Genomic DNA, 20,256 nt, shown 5'->3' with positions numbered 1-20,256 from the left:
GCTGGTCCGTCCATCTGTTGAAGTGCCCGGCAGGGAGGCAACTCCTGTCGGGCACTTTGTCGTTGAGTCATTGAACAGTTGAACTGTGCAGCCCCCGAGGGGATGGAAACCCTCCGAAGTTGGGTAAAAACGCTGTGGCAGTGCAGCAGTCCATGATTCCCTCTAAATCGTCAGCACCGCCCTCGTCAGGACGACTTGGACAACAAGGACGTTCCCGTGGGCACGAGCCGGCATTCCGACCTCCCGGTGTTCCGACCGGGTGTGTCGGCACCACCTCCATTGCGTGTTAGCGGAGCCGACCCATGCTCACGACCCTGAAGACTGTCTATACCGACACGTGCGCCGCGGACCTCGCCTGGACCCTGGGGCGCGAGCCGCTGCCGGCGCTCGCCACACTCGAACTCGAACTCGCCGACACGAGAATGGAGTTGAGGCTTCTCGGCGCGTCACACCAGGTGCTTCTCGAAGAAGAGCAGGGAACCTGCTCCGAGACCGTCGCCTGCATCCCCGGCAGCAGTACGCCCCTTCCGCTGGGCGTCTCCAAGCGCCTGGGCGAGTGGGAGTACGAATTCGCGGCGCGCGTCGAAACTCTCTCGCGCGGTCAATTCGCCGGACGCGCACAGGAATTGCTCGCTCTGGTGGCCGAGCATCCGCACGGCCTCGCGGGGGTCTTCCCCGGCAGCCCGCACGCGTTCACGGCGATGCTGGCCCAGCGCCACGAGGGCTCCGTGCAGTGGCGCACCTGGCACGCCTACCCGCAGGACGGGCAACTCGTGGCCACGCGCACGCGCCTGGGGGTCCGTACGCCGGCCGCGCTCTGACGGCTGCGCCCCTTCTACACCCCTGCAGTCGAGATGCACCCTTGTGGGTGACTGGGCGTAAGAGTGTGGTGACGTAGCGTTCCCAAGGTGATGGAGCCGTCAACGCATTTACCCGTGACGCCCAGAACGGGGCGGTTCCTCGTCCTGGCCGGCGTCTTCATCTGCGCGGCCTGCGGTCTGGTGTACGAACTCGAACTCGTCGCCCTCGCCTCGTACTTGATCGGTGACTCGGTCACGCAGGCATCGGTGGTCCTCTCGGTGATGGTCTTCGCGATGGGCATCGGCTCCCTGCTCGCCAAGCGACTGCGGTGCCGGGCGGCGGCCGGATTCGCCCTGGTCGAGGCGGCGCTCGCACTGGTCGGCGGACTGAGCGCGATGGCGTTGTACGCGGCGTTCGCCTGGACCGGCGACCAGGGCGAGGTCTGGGCGAGCGGATCGCGGTATCTGCTCGTCGCCTTCTCGCTCGCCATCGGCCTGCTCATCGGCGCCGAAGTGCCGCTGCTCATGGTGCTCATCCAGCGGATCAGACGGCAGGACGCCAGCGGCGCCGTGTCGGACCTGTTCGCCGCCGACTACGTGGGTGCGCTGGTCGGCGGCCTCGCCTTCCCCTTCCTGCTGCTCCCCCTCCTCGGCCAGCTGACCGGGGCGCTGATCACCGGCGCGGTCAACGCGATCGCGGGCGGCGCGCTCGTCTTCGGCCTGTTCCGGCACGACTTGAGCGTGCGGGGCCGCTGGGCGCTGCTCGTCGCGAACGTCACCGTCCTGGGCCTGCTCGCCTCGGCCGCCGTCCTCGTCGGGGACTTCGAGGCGGCGGCGCGCAGGGCGGTCTACGGCGAGGACGTGCGGGTCGCCGTGCAGACCGACGTCCAGGAAGTGGTCCTCACCGGCGGCAGGCAGGACTCGCTCGACCTCTACCTGGACGGCCGCCTGCGCGTCAGCGGCCGCGAGGAGCACCGCTACCACCGGGCGCTCGTCGGCCCCGCGATGAACGGACGGCACGCGCGCGTGCTGATCCTCGGCGGCGGCGACGGCCTCGCGGCGCGCGAGGTGCTCCGGCACCCGGGGGTGCGGCGGGTGGACGTCGTCGAGATCGACCCGGGAGTGGTGGAGTTGGCGCGCCGCGACCCGGCCCTGAGCGAGCTGAACGAGCAGGTGTACCGCGACCCCCGGGTGCGGGTGGTGTACGCCGACGCGTTCCGCTGGCTGCGCTCGCCCCCGCGTACGTACGACGTGGTGATCTCCGATCTGCCCGACCCCGGCATCACCGCGAGCACCAAGCTCTACTCCCAGGAGTTCTACGGCCTGGCGCGGCGGGTCCTGGCCCCGGGCGGGCGCCTCTCCGTGCACGCGGGCCCGGTCGCCGCGAGGCCCCGCGTCTTCTGGACGGTGGAGGCGACGCTGCGGGCGGCGGGGCTGCGGACCGAGCCCTACCGCGTGAGCGGCAGACTCTCCGGGTTCGCGGCGGGCCCGGACCGGACGGCGGACGGTGAGTCGGCGCCGCGCGACTGGGGCTTCGTCCTCGCGGCCGGATCCCGCCCCACCTTCTCCCCGACGCGGACCGCGGCACGGGCCGCGCCACGGACCGCTGCGCTGCTCTCGGTGGGCGTGGAGTCCGCCGAACGGACGCGGGTCCGGGGGGTGACCCCCTCCACGCTGGTACACCCGCGGTACGCGAACTGACGAACTGACGTACATGGTGTGGACCGCGTGGGTAGGCTCGGTTGCCATGGAGCATGAGGTGTTCGTTCCGGTTCCCGCCGACCGTCTTCAGCAGGTGCTGAGCGACCCCGAGCAGGTCGCTGGGGCGGTGCCCGGACTTCAGCGCGACGCGGACGAGTCCGCGTCCCCGCTCTCCGGCCGCCTCAAGGTGCGGATCGGCGGGCACACGATCACGTACCGCGGCGCGGCGCGGGCCGCCGTGCGGGGCGACGGGTCCTTCGCGATCGAGGGCGAGGGTGTCGAGGTGCGGGGCGGCGGCTCCGTGAAGTTCTCGCTGACGGTGCGGCTCGATTCCGCCGATGACGGGGGCGGGGCCGGATCCGGTACCGAGTCCGGGACCCGGGTGGTCTTCTCCGGTACGGGTGCGGGGGAGGGGCGCGTCGCCGAAAGTTCTCCACAGGCTGTGGAGGGGGCGGTGCGCAGGCTGCTCGACCGGTTCGGGGAGGGGCTTGGGCGGGGGGCTTCGCCCGAGCCCGAGGCTCAGCCCGCGCCCGATCCAGTCGTGGTCGAGCCCGTCGCGGAGGCGTCCGTCTTCGAGACGGAGGTGCCGCCGTCGTCGTTCGAGGAGGCCGACGACGTGGATGAGGTCGTGGTTCCTCCTGCGGAGGCCGCGCATGCCCGGCGGACGATGATCGGCCGGAGCGCGGAGGAGGTCGACCACGCGCCGCCCCGGGGGCGGTACGCCCCCGCTCCGGCGGCCGAGTCGATGTCCACCTCCGCCACGCTGCGGTGGGCTGCGCCTGCTGCCGCGGTGGTGCTGGCCTCGGCGATCGTGGTGGGCCGAGCGCTTCGGCGCAGGCGGTGACTTTGCCCCACCCCGCCCGCAAGGCCCCCGCGCCGAGCGGCCCGCGGCGGAGCCGCAAATGTCGCAGCCGGGAAGGGGCGGGGTCGGGGAAGAGGAAAGTCTGTGCCCGTAGGCTCACCCCGTGAGTAGCGACGAAGACGTGACACTGACCGCGGGCGACGCGGAAGTCATCGTGCGGCCGGGGAACGGCTGCCGAGTGGGGAGCCTCAAGGTCGGCGGCCTGGAGCTGCTGAGGCAAGGTGCCAGATACGGCTGCTTCCCCATGGCCCCCTGGGCAGGACGTATCCGCGAGGGCAAGTTCCGCAACGGCGGCACCCTCCACCGGATGCCCCTGAACTCCCCGCCCCACGCCATCCACGGCTTCGCCCGCGACGCGGCCTGGCGCACCGCCCGCGCAGGGAAGGCCGAGGCGGCATTTACGTACGATCTCGCCGACCCCTGGCCCTACGAAGGCCGCGTCACCCAGATCGTCGCCCTCACCGAGGACTCCCTCACCCTCACCCTCGGCATCGAGACGTACGGCGACTCCTTCCCCGCCCAGGCGGGATGGCACCCGTGGTTCAACAGGAGCCTCGGCGGCGAGGACGTACAGGTGAACTTCACCCCCGCCTGGCAGGAGGAGCGCGGCGACGACCACCTCACCACCGGCCACCGCATCGCCCCCACCCCCGGCCCCTGGGACGACTGCTTCGGCATGCCCGACGGCGTCGATGCCACCCTCACCTGGCCCGAGCAGATCGAGCTCAACGTCAAGAGCCGCGAGCAGTGGGTCGTCGTGTACGACGAGCAGGAAGCCGCCGTCTGCGTCGAGCCGCAGACCGGGCCGCCCGACGGGCTCAACACCCTGCCCCGCCTGGTCACCCCCATCGACCCCCTGGAGACGTCGACCACCTGGACCTGGACGCGGCTGAAGCAGCTTTAAGCTGACAGGCATGACTGACGACGTACGTGGCGCCCTGCTGCAGCAGATCAAGGACAAGGCCGTGGTGCACGGCAAGGTGACCCTCTCCTCGGGTCTCGAAGCCGATTACTACATCGACCTGCGCCGCATCACCCTCGACGGGGAGGCCGCCCCCCTGGTCGGTCAGGTCCTGCTCGACCTCACCGCCGATCTCGACTTCGACGCCGTGGGCGGCCTCACCATGGGCGCCGACCCCGTCGCCGGCGCGATGCTGCACGCCTCCGCGGCGCGCGGCAAGCGGCTCGACGCCTTCGTCGTACGCAAGGCCGCCAAGGCGCACGGCATGCAGCGGCGCGTGGAAGGCCCCGACATCAAGGGGCGACGCGTCCTCGTCGTCGAGGACACCTCCACCACCGGCGGCTCCCCGCTGACCGCCGTCGAGGCCGTGCGTGAGGCCGGGGCCGAGGTCGTCGGCGTCGCGACCATCGTGGACCGGGCCACCGGGGCGGGCGAGAAGATCACCGAGGGCGCCGGGGTGCCGTACCTCTTCGCGTACTCCAAGGACGACCTCGGCCTCAGCGACTGAGGACCTACGTCCGGGCGGAGCCGCCCGGCAAGTCTGGAAAGATGGGGGCGACGATGACGTCGCCCCCTTAGGTCAGGGCCAAGCACACACCCGCACATCACAAGGAGCGGACACATGCCCATCGCAACCCCCGAGGTCTACGCCGAGATGCTCGACCGGGCGAAGGCAGGCAAGTTCGCCTACCCGGCCATCAACGTGACCTCCTCGCAGACGCTGCACGCCGCACTGCGCGGTTTCGCGGAGGCCGAGAGCGACGGCATCATCCAGATCTCCACCGGTGGTGCGGAGTTCCTGGGCGGTCAGCACAACAAGGACATGGTGACGGGCGCCGTGGCCCTCGCCGAGTTCGCGCACATCGTCGCCGCGAAGTACGACATCACCGTCGCGCTGCACACCGACCACTGCCCCAAGGACAAGCTGGACACGTACGTCCGTCCGCTGCTCGACGTCTCCGCCGAGCGCGTCAAGGCCGGCCGTGACCCGCTCTTCCAGTCGCACATGTGGGACGGCTCCGCCGAGACCCTCGCCGACAACCTGGCCATCGGCCAGGAGCTGCTCGCGAAGGCCGCCGCCGCGAAGATCATCCTTGAGGTCGAGATCACCCCGACCGGTGGCGAGGAGGACGGCGTCACGCACGAGATCAACGACGAGCTGTACACCACCGTCGACGACGCGCTGCGCACGGCCGAGGCCCTGGGCCTGGGCGACAAGGGCCGCTACCTCCTGGCCGCGTCCTTCGGCAACGTCCACGGCGTCTACAAGCCGGGCAACGTCGTCCTGCGCCCCGAGCTCCTCAAGGACCTCCAGGAGGGCGTCGCCGCCAAGCACGGCAAGGCCGCGGGCTCGCAGCCGTTCGACTTCGTCTTCCACGGCGGCTCCGGCTCCACCGCCGAGGAGATCGCGACCGCCCTGGAGAACGGCGTCGTGAAGATGAACCTCGACACGGACACGCAGTACGCCTTCACGCGTCCCGTCGCGGACCACATGCTCAAGAACTACGACGGCGTCCTGAAGGTCGACGGAGAGGTCGGCTCGAAGAAGACGTACGACCCCCGCACCTGGGGCAAGGCCGCCGAGGCGGGCATGGCCAAGCGCGTCACCGAGGCCTGCGCGAACCTGCGCTCCACGGGCACGAGGCTGAAGTAGTCACCAGTAGTCACCAGTAGTCACCACGGCGTCCGCACGTGGCGTCCGTACGGGCCCGGCACCCTTCCCTGGGTGCCGGGCCCGTACGCGTATGGAGCAGACTGGAACCCATGGCCATTCACAAGGATCTGCTCGGGGGACCGCCCCCGACCCACCTGCCCGACGACCCGGAGCCGCGCGAGCTCCTCGCGAACGGCGCGGCGCCCGCCGACGTCGCCGCGAAGTACCCGACCTCCTCCCTCGCCTGGGCGCAGCTCGCCGACGAGGCGTTCGAGCGGGGCAGCGTCGTCGAGTCGTACGCGTACGCCCGCACCGGCTACCACCGCGGCCTGGACTCGCTGCGCCGCAGCGGCTGGAAGGGCCACGGCCCCGTGCCGTGGGAGCACGAGCCGAACCGCGGCTTCCTGCGTGCCCTGCACGGGCTCGCGCGCGCCGCGCAGTCGATCGGTGAGCAGGAGGAGTACGAGCGCTGCGCGAGCTTCCTGAGGGACTCCTCGGAGACGGCGGCGGACACCCTGGGTTAGCCCCCGCACGCGCGTGACCTGCCTGGACGCCGCTGTGACCAGGCAGGTCTTGCCGTTTCATGGGATGTTGCGGAGGATGCCGGTGGGGACCGGGGCCCCCGTGTCGGTAACGGCAGGGGCGGACCGCTACCCGGAGTACGTATCAAGGAGATCGCGATGTCCCAAGACGTGGACACCCCGAACCTCGACTTCGCAGGAACCACCCCGTACGAGGACTACGTCCAGGCGGACGTCCTCACACACCTCCAGCATCTGCGCTCGGACGACCCCGGAGAGATGGTCTTCCTGGTCACCACCCAGGTGATGGAGCTGTGGTTCACGGTCATCGTGCATGAGTGGGAGACCGCGTCGCACGCCCTGCGCCGCGACGACATCCCCACCGCCGTGGCCGCGCTCAAGCGGAGCCTTCGCGAGCTGGAGGCGCTGAACGCCTCGTGGCGCCCGCTCGCCCAGCTGACCCCCGGGCAGTTCAACTCCTACCGTTCCGCGCTCGGCGAGGGATCCGGATTCCAGTCCGCGATGTACCGCCGCATGGAGTTCCTGCTCGGCGACAAGTCCGCGTCCATGCTGGTGCCGCACCGGGGCGCGCCGCGCGTCCACGCGGAACTGGAGAAGGCGCTCCAGGAGCCGAGCCTGTACGACGAGGTCCTGGCCCTCCTGTCCCGCCGCGGCCACGCCGTCCCCGACGCCGTGCTCCAGCGCGACCTGACGCAGAAGTACGAGCCGTCTCCGGAAGTCGAGAAGGTGTGGACCGACCTCTACGCGGGCGACGAGCACCACGAACTCGCCCGCCTGGGTGAGGTGTTGACGGACGTGGCCGAGCTGGTGTGGCGCTGGCGCAACGACCACCTGGTGGCCACCCGCCGCGCGATGGGCTCCAAGACGGGCACGGGCGGCTCGGCGGGCGTGGCGTGGCTGGAGAAGCGAGCGACGAAGAACGTGTTCCCCGAGCTGTGGACTGCGAGGAGCCATGTCTGAGACCGGCGAGCGGGACCTCCCGGCGCAAGCGGCGAAGAGGGACGCGGAGGACGAACTCGCCGCGAAGCGCGAGGAGTTCGTCCTCGACGACTCCGTCTACCTGGACGGAAACTCGCTGGGCGCGCTCCCGGCGGTCGTTCAGGCCCGCGTGGCAGACGTCATATCCCGCCAGTGGGGCCAACTCCGCATCCGCTCCTGGGACGAGAGCGGCTGGTGGACCGCCCCCGAGCGCATCGGCGACCGCATAGCCCCCCTCGTAGGAGCGGGCCCCGGCCAGATCGTCGTCGGCGACTCGACGAGCGTGAACGTCTTCAAGGCGCTGGTCGCGGCGGTCCGTATCGCGCGTGACTCGGGCGAGGGGCGCGACGAGATCGTCGTTGACGCGACGACGTTCCCCACGGACGGTTACATCGCGCAGTCCGCGGCACGCATGACCGGCTGCCGTCTGGTGCCGGTCGCGCCGGGCGAGGTGCACGGCGTCCTGAGCCCGCGCACGGCGGTGGTCCTGCTCAACCACGCCGACTACCGCACCGGGCGGTTGCACGATCTGCCCGGCCTGACGGCGGCCGTGCACGAGGCGGGCGCCCTTGTCGTCTGGGACCTGTGCCACACCGCGGGTGCGCTGCCCGTCGGGCTCGACGAGCACGGCGTGGACCTCGCGGTCGGGTGCACCTACAAGTACCTGAACGGGGGGCCGGGTTCACCTGCGTACATCTACGTACGGGCGGATCTGCAGCCCCGCTTCGACTCCCCGCTGCCCGGCTGGAACTCGCACGCCGAGCCGTTCGGGATGCGGCCGGAGTTCGAGGCGGCGGAGGGGGCCCTTCGGGGGCGGGTCGGTACGCCCGACATCCTCTCGATGCTGGCGCTCGACGCGGCGCTCGACGTCTGGGACGGGGTGTCCATCGAGGCGGTACGGGCCAAGTCCCTCGCTCTGACGGACTTCTTCGTCGAGTGCGTGCGGGCCTACGTCCCCGAGGGCCGGGTCGAGGTGCTGACCCCGGCCGCGCACGGAGAGCGCGGCAGCCAGGTCGCCCTGCAGTGTGATGACGCGGGTGACGTGATGCGGCGCCTGGTCGAGCAGGGCGTCGTCGGGGACTTCCGCGCGCCGGACGTACTGCGGTTCGGCTTCACGCCGTTGTACGTCGGCTTCGCCGATGTGGAGCGGGCGGCGGGGGTCCTTGCCCGGACGTTGGGTGAGGCCACCGGCTCGCAGGCCTGAGCCCGGAGCGAATTCCGTCCCCGGTCCCGCCTCTTCCCGGGCGGGTCCGGGGCGGGACCCCGGTATCGGGAAGGGGCGGGGTAGGGGAAGATCAAATGAACACCCACCCGCAGCAGCTCCACTCCCCGCAGAGAGGTTGTCGCATGCCGGACGACGCCGACGCCGTGGCCCGCGATGCCACCGAGGCCGAAGCCGCCTTCTCGCACCCCGCGGTGACGCCCGACGCCACCGCTGCTTACGGCGAACACCCCGACCAGGTGGTCGACTTCTACGAACCCCGGGTCGCCCTCGCGACCCCCGCCCCCCTCGTCGTCGTCCTGCACGGCGGCGCCTGGCGTGCCCCGTACGACCGCGCGCACATGACGCCCTTCGCGGACTTCCTCGCCAGGCGTGGTTTCGCAGTCGCCAACGTCGAGTACCGCAAGGGGAGTTCGATCCCCGCGCAGGGGGAAGGGCCCGTCGCGGGCCGCTGGCCCGAGACCTTCGACGATGTCGCCGCCGCCTTCGACGCGCTCCCCGCCCTCGCGCGGGAGCACCTGCCGGCGGCCGACACCCGCCGCACCGTCGTCATCGGTCACTCCGCGGGCGGCCACCTCGCCCTCTGGGTCGCATCCCGCCACGTACTGCCCGCAGGTTCCCCCTGGCGCACCGACCGCCCCGCGCCCCTGCGCGGTGTCGTGGCCCTCGCGCCCATCGTCGACTTCCGTGTCGCGCAGGAGCTGGGTGTCTGTTCGGATGCCCCTCTCCAACTGCTCGGCGGGAAAGACAAGTTCGACGAGCGGCTGCCGCACGCCGACCCCGCGGCCCTGCTGCCGACCGGGATCGCCACGGCCATCGTTCAGGGGCGTACGGACATCGTCGTGCCGCAGGAGGTCTCCGAGGCGTACGCCGACGCGGCGGCGAAGGCGGGCGAAGTGGTGGGGTTCACGCTTCTCGAGGACGTGGGGCACTTCCCGCTGATCGACCCGGCGGCGGACGCCTGTGCGGTGGTGGCGGAGGAGATCGCGCAACTGGCGTTCTGAGTCAGACCTCCACGAGGAGCTGCCGCAGTCCCCGGATCACGAAGTTCGGTTTCCGCTCCGGCTCCGAAGCGAGCCGCAGCTCGGGGGCGCGGCGGAGCAACACGCCCAGGGAAGCGGCCAGTTCGATGCGGGCCAGGGGTGCGCCGATGCAGTAGTGGATGCCCGCGCTGAAGGAGATGTGCGGGTTCTCCGCGCGGGACAGGTCCAGTTCGGCGGGGTCGGCGAAGACCGCCGGGTCGTGGTTCGCGGAGCCGAAGAGGAGGGCGACCTCGCTGCCGCGCGGGATCACGGTGCCGCCGACCTCGATGTCGTCGAGGACCCACCGCTCGAAGAGCTGCAGTGGGGTGTCGTACCGCATCAACTCCTCCACGGCCGTGGGGATCAGGCGGCCGGGGTCCGCGCGCAGGGCCGCGAGTTGGGCGGGGTTGCGGAAGAGGGCGTACCAGCCGTTGACGGTGGAGTTGACCGTCGCCTCGTGACCCGCGTTGAGCAGCAGCACGCAGGTGGAGATCATCTCCTGCTCGCTGAGGGACTCCCCTTCCTCGTACGCGGCGATGAGCCCCGAGATCAGGTCGTCGCCGGGCTTCTCGCGCCGTACGGCGATGAGTTCGCGCAGGTACGCAGAGAATTCGAGCGAGGCGCTCACCGCGCGGGACGCGGTCTCCTCGGAGGGGTTCAGTTCGTACATCCCGCAGATGTCGGCCGACCAGGGGCGCAGCTGATCCCGGTCGGACTCCGGGATGCCCAGCATCTGCGCGATGACGGCCACGGGCAGCGGCTCGGCGACGCGGGCGGCGAGGTCCCCGCCCCCGTCGGCCACCAGGTCCCGTACGAGCCGGTCGGCCAACCCCTCGACGTACGGCTTCAGTTGCTCGACCGTGCGCGGGGTGAACGCCTTCGACACCAGGCGGCGGATGCGGGTGTGGGTCGGTGCCTCCAGGTCGAGCATGCCGTTGTCGTTCAGGACGTGGAACGGCTCGTGCTCGGGCGGCGGCGCCTGCCGCCCGAACTCCTCGTGCGTGAACCGGTGCAGATAGGTCCGACCGAGCCGCCGGTCCCGGAGCAGCGCCGACACGTCGGCGTGGTGCGGGATCAGCCACTGGTCGGTGGGCCCGAAGTAGTGGACCCGCCCGGCGGCCCGCAGCTGCGCGTAGGCCGGGTAGGGGTCGGCGATGAACTCCGGTGACCAGGGGGCGAAGGGAGCGTCCATGAGGGGACCGTAGTGCGGGTCAGCCGGGCGTGACCAGCCTTGCTTCGTACGCGAAGACCGCCGCCTGGGTGCGGTCCCGCAGGCCCAGTTTCACCAGGATGCGGCTCACGTGGGTCTTGATCGTCGACTCGGCGACGACGAGGCGCGAGGCGATCTCACCGTTGGACAGGCCCTGGGCGATGAGGACGAGGACCTCCGTCTCGCGCTCGGTGAGCTCGCCGTACTGCTGGGCCTGGACCGTCGCCGAGAGGCGGGGCGTCTCGCCCAGCTTGGAGAACTCCGTGATGAGGCGGCGCGTGACGGAGGGCGCGAGCAGGGCCTCCCCGGCGGCCACCACCCGTACCCCGTCCGCCAGTTGGCGAGCCGACGCGTCCTTCAGGAGGAAGCCGGACGCGCCCGCGCGCAGTGCCTGGTAGACGTACTCGTCCAGGTCGAAGGTGGTCAGGACGAGGACCTTCGACGTGACGTCCGCCGCGACGATCTCGCGGGTCGCCTCGATGCCGTTCAGGACGGGCATGCGGATGTCCATCAGGACGACGTCCGGGGTGAGCTCGCGGACGCGGTCGACCGCCTCGCGGCCGTTGACCGCCTCTCCGACGACCTCGATGTCCGGCATCGCGTTGAGCAGGACGGAGAAGCCCTCGCGGACCATCATCTGGTCGTCGGCGATCAGTACGCGGATCGTCATTCCTGGCCTCCGGTGGGCTCCGAGGCGGACGCGACGGGCAGGAAGACGGTGACTTCGTAGCCGCCGTCGGCGGTCTCCTCGGCCGTCATCTCGCCGTCCAGCATGGTGACGCGCTCGCGCATGCCGGTGATGCCGTGACCGGCGCCGGGTGAGGGCTTGACCAGGCCGGTCGCGGGCCCGTTGACGATGCGCAGACCGAGCCCGCCGAGGACGTACCCGACCTCGACGCGGGCCGTGGCGCCGGGGGCGTGGCGCAGGGTGTTGCTCAGGGCCTCCTGGACGATGCGGTACGCGGAGAGCTCGACGCCCTGCGGGAGTTCGCGGACGGCGCCGGTGACGACCTTCTCGACGTTCAGTCCGGTCTCCGCGACGTTCGCGATGAGGCGGTCGAGGTCGGCAAGGGTGGGCTGCGGGGCGTCCGGCGCCTCGTAGTCCTCCGCGCGTACGACTCCGAGGACGCGGCGCAGCTCCGTCAGCGCGGCCACGGCGTTCTCGCGGATCGTGACGAAGGCCTGCTCCAGCTCGGGCGGCGGGTTCTCGACGCGGTAGGGCGCGGCCTCCGCCTGGATGGCGACCACCGACATGTGGTGCGCGACGACGTCGTGCAGTTCGCGCGCGATGGTCGTCCGCTCCTCCAGGAGCGTGCGCTTGTCGCGCTCGATGGCGGTGACGGTGCGCTGGACGGTGACCTCGCGCTGGGCCTCGCGGCGGATGTGCACGAGGGATGCGGCGAGGAGGGTGAGCGCGGAGAAGAAGAGCATCTCCGGGAGGTTGGTGGTGTACCCCGGGCTGAGGAAGACCTCGGCCGCGATGCCGTACAGCACTGTGCCGACCCACATCCACGCGGCGGTGCGCGGGCGGGTCCGCAGGGTGATCACCGTCATCACGGTGAGGTGCGCGAGGAAGACGCTCGGGGGCCAGGGATAGCCGTCGTAGTAGCCGGCGAGGGCGCCCGCGAAGGGCGTGACCGCGAGCAGGACCCACCAGGCGCCGACGGGCCTGATCATGGTCATGACCACGGCGGCGGCCGGGATGAGGCCGGTGAGCACGTAGTCGAGGCCGCCGGAGTTCACCGCGAGGGCGAGGAGGAAGGTGAAGAAGGCGGCGGTTCCGATCGCCGCGTGCGGGGCCCAGCCGGCGTACTGACGTATGCGTGCGGGGAGGCGCCGGGTCAGCGGGCCGTCCGTACGCATCGCGGGCAGCGGTCGGTAGGCGAAGGCATCCCGGAAGAGATCCTGCCGAAGCCCTCCGAGAGCACCCATGGCCAGGCGGAACTCCGGGCTGCGGTTGCTGCCGTTGCTGTGGGTGCTGCTGGGGTCGGCGGTCTTGGTCGCGTCAGTCACGCTTACGAAGGTACGGGGGCGGCCTTGCCGGGGGCGTCCCCTCAGGGATGGGTTCCGCGGGGTCCGTCGCAGGTACTACGTGGGGTGCGAGTGCGGTGCCCCTCCGTCGTGGGTCGGTGCCGCGCCGGTATGTCCGTCCTCGCTGTGGGGGTCCCCTGCTCCTCAAGAGTTTGGGGGAGGGCGGGAGAGGTCCTTGCGCCCAGGGGAACGCGGGTCAGGTCGTCAGATCCCTGCGGCGCAGGCCCGCCAGGCCCGCGGCGGTCAGCGCCGCCGCGAGGGCGATCAGGGAGATCACCGGCCCCCAGGCCATCGCGGAGCCCGGCAGCTTCGGGAGGTGACCGAAGGGAGAAACGTCCATCGCCATACTTTCACAAACTTGTGAAGTTAAGGAAGCGTATAAACTTGGCCCCGTCCGACGAGCAGGGGAGATGATCGGCAGATGCCCAAGGGGTCCGACGAAGAGGCGGTACGTGTGCGGGACGATGCGGTCGTCTCACGTTTCGTGGAGCAGTTCGCCGCCCAAATGGTCGAGGCGGGCATGCCGAGGATGCCCGCGAGGATCTTCGCGGCGCTCCTCGCGTCGGACGCGGGCGCACTGACCTCGGCGGAGCTGGGAGAACGGCTTCAGGTGAGCCCGGCGGCGGTATCGGGCGCGGTCCGCTACCTCACGCAGCAGCACATGGTCTCCAGGGAGCGCGACCCCGGCTCACGGCGGGATCTCTTCCGGGTGCACAGCAACCAGTGGTACGAGGCTCTGGCCAACCGCGACGGCGTACTCAAGCGCTGGGAGGCGGCCCTACGAGACGGCGTCACCAGCCTTGGCCCCGACACCCCCGCGGGCCTGCGCATGGCCGAGACGCTCGCCTTCTTCGAGTTCGTCGAAGGAGAGATCGCAGGAATGCTGGCCCGCTGGCGCGAGCACCGGGAGAACCTGTTCGGCAAGTAACGCCCTGCCGCCCCGCAGCGGACGCCCCCGCTCACCCACAAGACACCCCGGCGCCGCGGGGTAATCGGGTGGGTGGGCGGGAAAGATCCGCCGCGAAGCGGCGGGCCGGGCGAGAACGGCGTCGCAGACGAACGACGCCCGGCCAGGGCGAACGGTGCCGCAGGCGAAGCGCGGCACGCCAGGCGAGAGCGGTGCCGCAGGCGAAGGGTCGCGGTGGCCGTCGGGGGGCGGGAAAGCGGTCGTCACCGGGGCAGCATCAAGCCCCAAGCATTGGCCCGCACCGCCCAAGTCCGCGTCCGCACCGGCCCCCCGACCACCGCATCCGCCCGGTAGCGGAAATCCGCGCCGGACACCGTGATCGTCCGGGCCCGTGCCCGCAGCGTCTCGGCCGCCGCGCCCACCGACGTGGGTCTGACCTCGACCTCCGCGAAGCCATCGGTCAGCGGGCGTACCGAGACGCTCTCCACCGGCTGGTCCAGGTCCACCACGACCACGCCGTCCGCCTCCACCCGCAGCCGCGTCGGCGCGGGGCCCGGCGCCGACGTCACGCGTGAGGGGCGGGTCAGGGTGCGTACGAAGGACTGGCACGTGCGCAGCCAGGGGCGGCCGTCCATCGCCGTGCCCCCGGACGCCGATGAGGAGGATGAGGGAGAGGGGGAGGGGGCGGGGGATGCGGCTACGGGCGGGATTCCAAGGTTGCCGAGGACCACCCCGTCGCTGTCGTCGACGAGCAGATCCAGCCGCCGCTCGACCCCTTCCAGCACCGCTCGTGCCGCCGCCACGGCCCCCGGCGGCACTCCGAGCGAGCGTGAAAGGACTTGTGCGGCGCCCACCGGAACGACCGAAACCGTGCACGAATCGAGCTCGCGCTCGCGGTGCAGGACGGTCACGGCACGCAGCAGCGCCCGGTCGTCGCCGATCACCACCGGACGCCGCGCACCCCTTCTGGCCAGGGCTTTTGCGAAGTCCTCGGGTCCGTCAGGAAGGCAGATCCGGACGGCCGCAGCCGCGCCGAGCACGTCCTTCGCGATCCGTACCGACTCACCGTCCGTGCGCCGGGCGACCGGGTCGATGACGACTAGCAGCTGATCGCGAGCCGACACGTCCGTCCTTCCTCGGGTAGCATCTTTGTGCAAGAGCCCCTTGCGCTATTGCGCCAGGGGCTTCGTCTATTCCGGGGCAGCATCCAAGGCACACCCATATGGCGGCTACGGCCCCTGACCTTGGACATGCCCCGCCCGGAAGGGGTGTACGCCTGTGCCCGCACTTGTGCTGCTCGGTGCTCAGTGGGGTGACGAAGGCAAGGGAAAGGCCACCGACCTGCTCGGTGGCTCCGTGGACTATGTGGTGCGATACCAGGGCGGCAACAATGCCGGCCACACGGTCGTCGTAGGCGACCAGAAGTACGCGCTGCATCTCCTCCCTTCCGGGATCCTCTCCCCGGACTGCGTGCCTGTCATCGGCAACGGTGTCGTCGTCGACCCGTCGGTCCTGCTCTCCGAGCTGAGCGGTCTGAACGAGCGCGGCGTCGACACGTCGAAACTGCTGATCAGCGGTAACGCGCACATCATCACGCCGTACAACGTGACCGTCGACAAGGTCACGGAACGCTTCCTCGGGAAGCGGAAGATCGGCACGACGGGCCGCGGCATCGGCCCGACCTACGCCGACAAGATCAACCGCACCGGCATCCGCGTACAGGACCTCTACGACGAGTCGATCCTGCAGCAGAAGGTCGAGGCGGCGCTCGAGGTCAAGAACCAGCTCCTGACCAAGCTCTACAACCGGCGTGCCATCGAGGCCGACCAGATCGTCGAGCAGCTCCTGGAGCACGGCGAGAACATCAAGCAGTACGTCGCCGACACCACCCTGATCCTCAACAACGCGCTGGACGAGGACAAGGTCGTCCTCTTCGAGGGCGGCCAGGGCACGCTCCTGGACGTGGACCACGGCACGTATCCCTTCGTCACCTCCTCGAACCCGACCGCGGGCGGCGCCTGCACGGGTACGGGCGTCGGCCCGACGAAGATCAGCCGCGTCATCGGCATCCTGAAGGCGTACACCACGCGCGTCGGCGCGGGCCCGTTCCCGACGGAGCTCTTCGACCAGGACGGCGAGGACCTGCGCCGCATCGGCGGCGAGCGCGGTGTCACGACCGGCCGCGACCGTCGCTGCGGCTGGTTCGACGCGCCGATCGCGCGCTACGCGACCCGGGTGAACGGCCTGACGGACTTCTTCCTCACGAAGCTGGACGTCCTGACGGGCTGGGAGCAGATCCCGGTCTGCGTCGCGTACGAGATCGACGGCAAGCGCGTCGAGGAACTCCCGTACAACCAGACGGACTTCCACCACGCGAAGCCCGTCTACGAGTACCTCCCCGGCTGGTCCGAGGACATCACCAAGGCACAGACCTTCGCCGACCTGCCGAAGAACGCGCAGGGTTACGTGAAGGCGCTCGAGGAGATGTCGGGCGCACCGATCTCCGCGATCGGCGTCGGCCCCGGCCGCACGGAGACGATCGAGATCAACTCGTTCATCTGAGGGCGGCTGCTCAACAGCGGTCACTGTGCGACGAAGGGGCGCCCCGGCCTGGCCGGGGCGCCCCTTCCGTTCGTCCGGTCACGCGCGGACGCAGACGGGGAGGACGACGGATCTACCTCCGCCGCGCGGGCCAGAACCGACAGGCCTTGGGGCTCACTCCTCCCCGCACATCCGAAGGCCCACCGGCGTATCGCACGGCAGATGGCCGTGGGTGCGGATCACGTCCTGGCCGTTTCCGCGGAGTGCGTACGCGAGGAAGCTCGACGCCAGGGAGTCGGCGGGCGGGCTGCCGTAGGTGTAGGCGTACTCGATCTCGCGGTAGGGATAGCCGCTGGACTGGATGCCGTCGATGGACGGGGCGTGGCCGTTCAGGTTCAGGCGGTGCGTGTCCTTGAGGGTGGTCGTCTTGCGGAGTTCGCTGTAGCCGATCGCGCCCGGGGTGGAGGCGACGGTGTCCAAGACCTGGTCCGTGTCGTCGAGTTCGCAGCGGATGACCGGGGCGGACGGGCTGATGTCCTTGGTCAGGCAGTCGCTGGAGGACTCCTGGATCTCCGGACCGCCCTTCAGGACCTGCTTTTGGAGAGTGACCCGCGTGCCTGAGCTGGAACCGCGGCTCACCAGGACCACCGGGCGGTTCGGTCCGCCGGGAAGCTCGTTCCAGTTGCGGATCTCGCCCCTGAAGAGACGACCCGCATCCCGCGACGAGAGGTTCTTGAGCGGGATCTCGTCGTTCACGACGAGGGCGAAGAGGGAGACCGCCACCCGCGTCTCGCTCAGCTGCGTATAGCTGGAGGGGCGCGGCCCGTCGGAGAAGGCGATCACCGGCGGGGAACCGTCCTCGCCCTCATCGGAGTCGGCGCCCATGGCCGCCAACTCCCGCACTCCGCCCCGGCTTCCGTGCGCGTTCACCTTGATCGTCGAGCCGTCGCAGGCCTCCATGTATTTCTCCGCGAGCTCGGTCGCGACCTCCTCGAACGCCGTCGACCCCGTCAGGGTCAGCGTGCCCTTCCCGCAGTACGAGGGCGGCGGCTGGGTGTCGGGGCGCAGGATGAGGCCCGCGAGGCCGAGGATCACCAGGCTCAGCGCGATGGCCACCCGCTGCGACAGCCTGCTGAATACCGGCGGCTTCTCGTCGGGGGCCGCGCTGTGGTTCTCGTGCGTCTCGCCGCCCTCGATGCCGCCGATGACCGTGTAGCCGCTGTCGACGGGGCCGCCGGTCAGCAGGACGAGGAGCTTGTAGTATTCACCGCGGTTGAGCGGCACGCGCGGGATGCGCAGTCTGCCTTCCTCGTAGCCGAGGCTCGTGTCGGGCCCGAAGTGCTCCATCAGGTGGTCGGCCTCGGGCGGCAGCGTCACCGCGACGCCGCGGATCGTGCGCTGCTCGAAGACCGCCGTCAGGCCGTGCGGCGAGCGGCCCGTGTAGTCGCCCACGGCGATGGGCAGCGAGCCGTCGTTCTCGATGCGCAGGAGCACCAGCGTCGCGTCCGACATGTCCGGGTCCTCGTCGAAGAGGCCGAGGCGCGCGTTCGCGTCGCCCGTACGGACGTTGTCGCCTATCGCCGTGTCCATCTGCCTGCGGTAGCCGATGCGCTTGCGGCGTGGTACGCGGCGTTCGAGCAGCACGGGGACGAACGCGCCGGCGATGCCGACCAGGATGGCGAGCACGGCGATGATGTTTTCGGTGCTCAACCAGTTCATGGGCGGCACGGTAGGCGGCCGGAACGGCCGCCGGACGGCCCTTGTCCGTCCGGACAGGATCTGTTCGCCCGGGGTTCAACTACGAGCGGGGGGCCGCTGGTTCGGCGGCCCGTGTCACGGGCTCAGCCCTCCTTGTCGTACGTCAGACCCTTGTCCGTGCCCGTGTTCTCCCGGTGCAGCCTGCCGTTCGAGAGCAGCGTGACCGTGCTCGCCTGGCCCGGCCTGCAGGAGCTCGCGGGCTGGCCGACGATCACGTCCGTCGGTCCGATCCGCAGGGTGTTGCCGCTCGCCGACTCCAACTTGCCCTGGAACACGCAGTGGTACGTGCCGCCCGTGTCGGTCGGGCCGTCCGCCGTGATCGAGACGACGGTGTCGCCGACCTCGCCCTGCTGGAGGACGAGCTGCCGGGAGTTGTCGCCCAGGTCGTTCTGGATGGAGCCGCTCCAGGTGCCGAGGAACTTGGCCGGGATCGCGCCCTCCTCGTCCTTGTCCTCGTCCTTGGACGCGGGGGATGTGGGCGGAGTGTCGGGATCCGACGGCTTCCCGTCGTCCTCGTCCCCGGACGGCGTGCCCGGCGTGGAAGGGGCGCTGGAGGACGGCGACTCGGAGCTGGTGCCGCCCGCTTTCGTGCTGCCCTCGCCCTTCATTACCGCGTACACCGTGCCGCCCGCTCCTATGGCCACTATGACGGCCACCGCGATGAGCGCGGCCGTGGACCGCCCGCTGCGGCGCGGGGGCTCGGCCTGGGGGTGGACGAGGGGGCCGTACGGAGGCGTGGGGCCGAACGGACCCTGCTGGGGGTAGCCGTAGCCGGGCGGCGGTTGTTGGGGGTGCTGCTGGGGGTGGGGGTGCTGCTGTGGGTGTTGCTGGGGATAGCCGTACGCCGGGCCCGGCGGGGGAGTGGGCGGTGGTGCCTGGCCGGTGATCATCGTGGGGAGGTGGTCCAAGGGGGCCGCCTCGCCCGGCTTTCCGGGCGGCGGCGGGGTGTCGCGGCCGACGGGCTCGGGCTCGGCGCTCGCGGCTCCGGCCGCCGCGCCTGCCGCACCTGCCGCACCTGCCGTGCCTGCCGCAGCGGCGGACCCGGCCGCTGCCGCCGAGGCGTTGCCATCGCCCTCCGCCGCAGGCTCCTTCGTACCGGACCCGGACCCGGACCCGGCGTCGTCCGGGTTCTCCGTGTCGAGCAACTGCACCGCATGGCGCCCCAGTTGGGCCACCAGTGCGCCGGGCAGCCAGGGATCCCGCGTCCGGCCGCCGTCGCCGAGTGTGTCCTCCGCCCCCGTCCGCTCCAGGACCTGCTGCAGCGTCGGCCGGTCCGCGGGGTTCTTGCGCAGGCAGGCGCTTACCAGTTCGGCAAGCTCCTCCGGCAGCCCCTCCAGATTCGGCTCCTCCTGCGCGATGCGGAACATCAGCGCGTGCACGCCGCTGTTGGCGGTGCCGAACGGCAGCGCGCCCGAAGCCGCGTACGCGAGGACCGAGCCCAGGCAGAAGACGTCGCAGGCCGGTGTGATGCGGTCGCCGCGCACCTGCTCGGGCGCCATGAAGCCGGGCGAGCCGACGAGCGCGCCGGTGCGGGTCAGGCCGCCGTCGGTCACCGTCTCAAGGGCGCGGGCGATGCCGAAGTCGATGACGCGGGGACCGTCGATCGTGACGAGTACGTTCGACGGCTTCAGGTCACGGTGGATGAGGCCCGCCGCGTGAATGTCCTTGAGGGCATGGGCGAGCCCTGCCGCGAGTATCTTCACGGACCGCTCGGGCAGCGGCCCGTGGTCGTGCGCGATGACGCTCTGGAGGGAGGGCCCCGCGACATATCCCGTGGCCAGCCAGGGGATCGCCGCATCGGTGTCCGCGTCGAGCACCGGCGCCGTCCACGCGCCGCCGACCCGCCGTGCCGCCTGCACTTCCTGCCGGAAGCGGTTCCTGAACTCCTCCTGCTCGGCGAGTTCTTCACGCACCAGCTTCACCGCGACCGTACGACCCCGGTCGGACCGTGCCAGATAGACGTGTCCCATGCCGCCCGCGCCGAGTCGCGCGAGCAGCCGGTAGGCGCCTATTCGCTGTGGATCCCCGGGTCCCAGCTTCTCCATCGCCGCGCCGACCTCCCCCGTT

At 70.8% G+C, this 20,256-nt stretch carries 18 protein-coding genes and 1 pseudogene; 12 read left to right on the top strand and 7 right to left on the bottom strand.

From position 1 onward, the window contains the following. Positions 1-302: 302 nt before the first annotated feature. The 10 genes from AC5P1C_RS03770 (at position 303) to AC5P1C_RS03725 (ending at position 9,724) form a co-directional block, all read left to right on the top strand. Positions 303-821, top strand: coding sequence for a DUF2617 family protein (locus tag AC5P1C_RS03770; protein ID WP_493864204.1), 519 nt, complete (start codon positions 303-305; stop codon positions 819-821). 90 nt (positions 822-911) lie between these two features. Next, entirely contained in the window at positions 912-2,501 is a 1,590-nt protein-coding gene (locus AC5P1C_RS03765; protein WP_493864517.1) for a polyamine aminopropyltransferase, read from the top strand. Between the two features lie 46 nt (positions 2,502-2,547). After that, positions 2,548-3,345 (top strand): SRPBCC domain-containing protein, encoded by a 798-nt coding sequence (locus AC5P1C_RS03760; protein WP_493864203.1) that lies wholly within the window; start codon positions 2,548-2,550, stop codon positions 3,343-3,345. 121 nt (positions 3,346-3,466) lie between these two features. After that, entirely contained in the window at positions 3,467-4,267 is an 801-nt protein-coding gene (locus AC5P1C_RS03755) for an aldose epimerase family protein (RefSeq protein ID WP_493864202.1), read from the top strand. Positions 4,268-4,277: 10 nt separating this feature from the next. Next, a complete protein-coding gene (pyrE, locus tag AC5P1C_RS03750; protein ID WP_249588748.1) occupies positions 4,278-4,832 on the top strand; it encodes an orotate phosphoribosyltransferase in 555 nt (184 codons plus the stop codon). 114 nt (positions 4,833-4,946) lie between these two features. Continuing rightward, positions 4,947-5,978 (top strand): class II fructose-bisphosphate aldolase, encoded by a 1,032-nt coding sequence (gene fbaA, locus AC5P1C_RS03745; protein ID WP_493864201.1) that lies wholly within the window; start codon positions 4,947-4,949, stop codon positions 5,976-5,978. A 110-nt stretch (positions 5,979-6,088) separates the two neighbouring features. Next, a complete protein-coding gene (locus tag AC5P1C_RS03740) occupies positions 6,089-6,502 on the top strand; it encodes a DUF3151 domain-containing protein (RefSeq protein ID WP_493864200.1) in 414 nt (137 codons plus the stop codon). Between the two features lie 156 nt (positions 6,503-6,658). Further along, positions 6,659-7,480 (top strand): tryptophan 2,3-dioxygenase family protein, encoded by an 822-nt coding sequence (locus AC5P1C_RS03735; protein WP_493864199.1) that lies wholly within the window; start codon positions 6,659-6,661, stop codon positions 7,478-7,480. Next, entirely contained in the window at positions 7,473-8,702 is a 1,230-nt protein-coding gene (gene kynU / locus AC5P1C_RS03730) for a kynureninase (protein WP_493864198.1), read from the top strand. Before AC5P1C_RS03735 ends, kynU begins: the two co-directional genes overlap by 8 nt. Positions 8,703-8,845: 143 nt before the next feature. Further along, a complete protein-coding gene (locus AC5P1C_RS03725; protein ID WP_493864197.1) occupies positions 8,846-9,724 on the top strand; it encodes an alpha/beta hydrolase in 879 nt (292 codons plus the stop codon). A 1-nt stretch (position 9,725) separates the two neighbouring features. On the opposite strand, the gene AC5P1C_RS03720 is transcribed toward AC5P1C_RS03725, so the two are convergent. The 4 genes and pseudogenes from AC5P1C_RS03720 to AC5P1C_RS03705 form a co-directional block, all read right to left on the bottom strand. Next, the gene (locus AC5P1C_RS03720) at positions 9,726-10,934 is read right to left on the bottom strand and encodes a cytochrome P450 (protein ID WP_493864196.1); all 1,209 of its coding nucleotides are present in this window, start codon (positions 10,932-10,934) and stop codon (positions 9,726-9,728) included. A 19-nt stretch (positions 10,935-10,953) separates the two neighbouring features. After that, entirely contained in the window at positions 10,954-11,622 is a 669-nt protein-coding gene (locus AC5P1C_RS03715) for a response regulator (protein WP_493864195.1), read from the bottom strand. After that, positions 11,619-12,965 (bottom strand): sensor histidine kinase, encoded by a 1,347-nt coding sequence (locus tag AC5P1C_RS03710; RefSeq protein ID WP_493864194.1) that lies wholly within the window; start codon positions 12,963-12,965, stop codon positions 11,619-11,621. The genes AC5P1C_RS03715 and AC5P1C_RS03710 overlap by 4 nt, the downstream gene beginning before the upstream one ends. A 214-nt stretch (positions 12,966-13,179) precedes the next feature. After that, positions 13,180-13,323, bottom strand: a pseudogene (locus tag AC5P1C_RS03705) (efflux permease Rv1217c-related protein); the annotation flags it as partial. Positions 13,324-13,404: 81 nt separating this feature from the next. On the opposite strand from AC5P1C_RS03705, the gene AC5P1C_RS03700 reads away from it, so the two are divergent. Continuing rightward, positions 13,405-13,911: a GbsR/MarR family transcriptional regulator gene (locus AC5P1C_RS03700; RefSeq protein WP_493864193.1), complete on the top strand. Its 507-nt coding sequence runs from the start codon at positions 13,405-13,407 to the stop codon at positions 13,909-13,911. A 242-nt stretch (positions 13,912-14,153) separates the two neighbouring features. Here the strand turns inward: AC5P1C_RS03700 and AC5P1C_RS03695 are convergent, their stop codons facing one another. Then, the gene (locus tag AC5P1C_RS03695; RefSeq protein ID WP_493864192.1) at positions 14,154-15,014 is read right to left on the bottom strand and encodes a diacylglycerol kinase family protein; all 861 of its coding nucleotides are present in this window, start codon (positions 15,012-15,014) and stop codon (positions 14,154-14,156) included. Positions 15,015-15,168: 154 nt separating this feature from the next. Here AC5P1C_RS03695 and AC5P1C_RS03690 point away from each other — a divergent pair, with 154 nt between their 5' ends. Beyond that, a complete protein-coding gene (locus AC5P1C_RS03690; RefSeq protein ID WP_493864191.1) occupies positions 15,169-16,452 on the top strand; it encodes an adenylosuccinate synthase in 1,284 nt (427 codons plus the stop codon). Between the two features lie 153 nt (positions 16,453-16,605). Here the strand turns inward: AC5P1C_RS03690 and AC5P1C_RS03685 are convergent, their stop codons facing one another. Both AC5P1C_RS03685 and AC5P1C_RS03680 read right to left on the bottom strand, forming a co-directional pair. Next, positions 16,606-18,150 (bottom strand): substrate-binding domain-containing protein, encoded by a 1,545-nt coding sequence (locus tag AC5P1C_RS03685; protein WP_493864190.1) that lies wholly within the window; start codon positions 18,148-18,150, stop codon positions 16,606-16,608. 122 nt (positions 18,151-18,272) lie between these two features. Next, entirely contained in the window at positions 18,273-20,234 is a 1,962-nt protein-coding gene (locus tag AC5P1C_RS03680; protein WP_493864189.1) for a serine/threonine-protein kinase, read from the bottom strand. Between the last annotated feature and the right edge of the window lie 22 nt (positions 20,235-20,256).

The sequence above is a fragment of the Streptomyces sp. A18 genome (assembly GCF_059026065.1).
The sequence above is the reverse complement of the archived record's forward strand: the minus strand, read 5'-3'. Positions and strand labels throughout refer to the sequence as shown.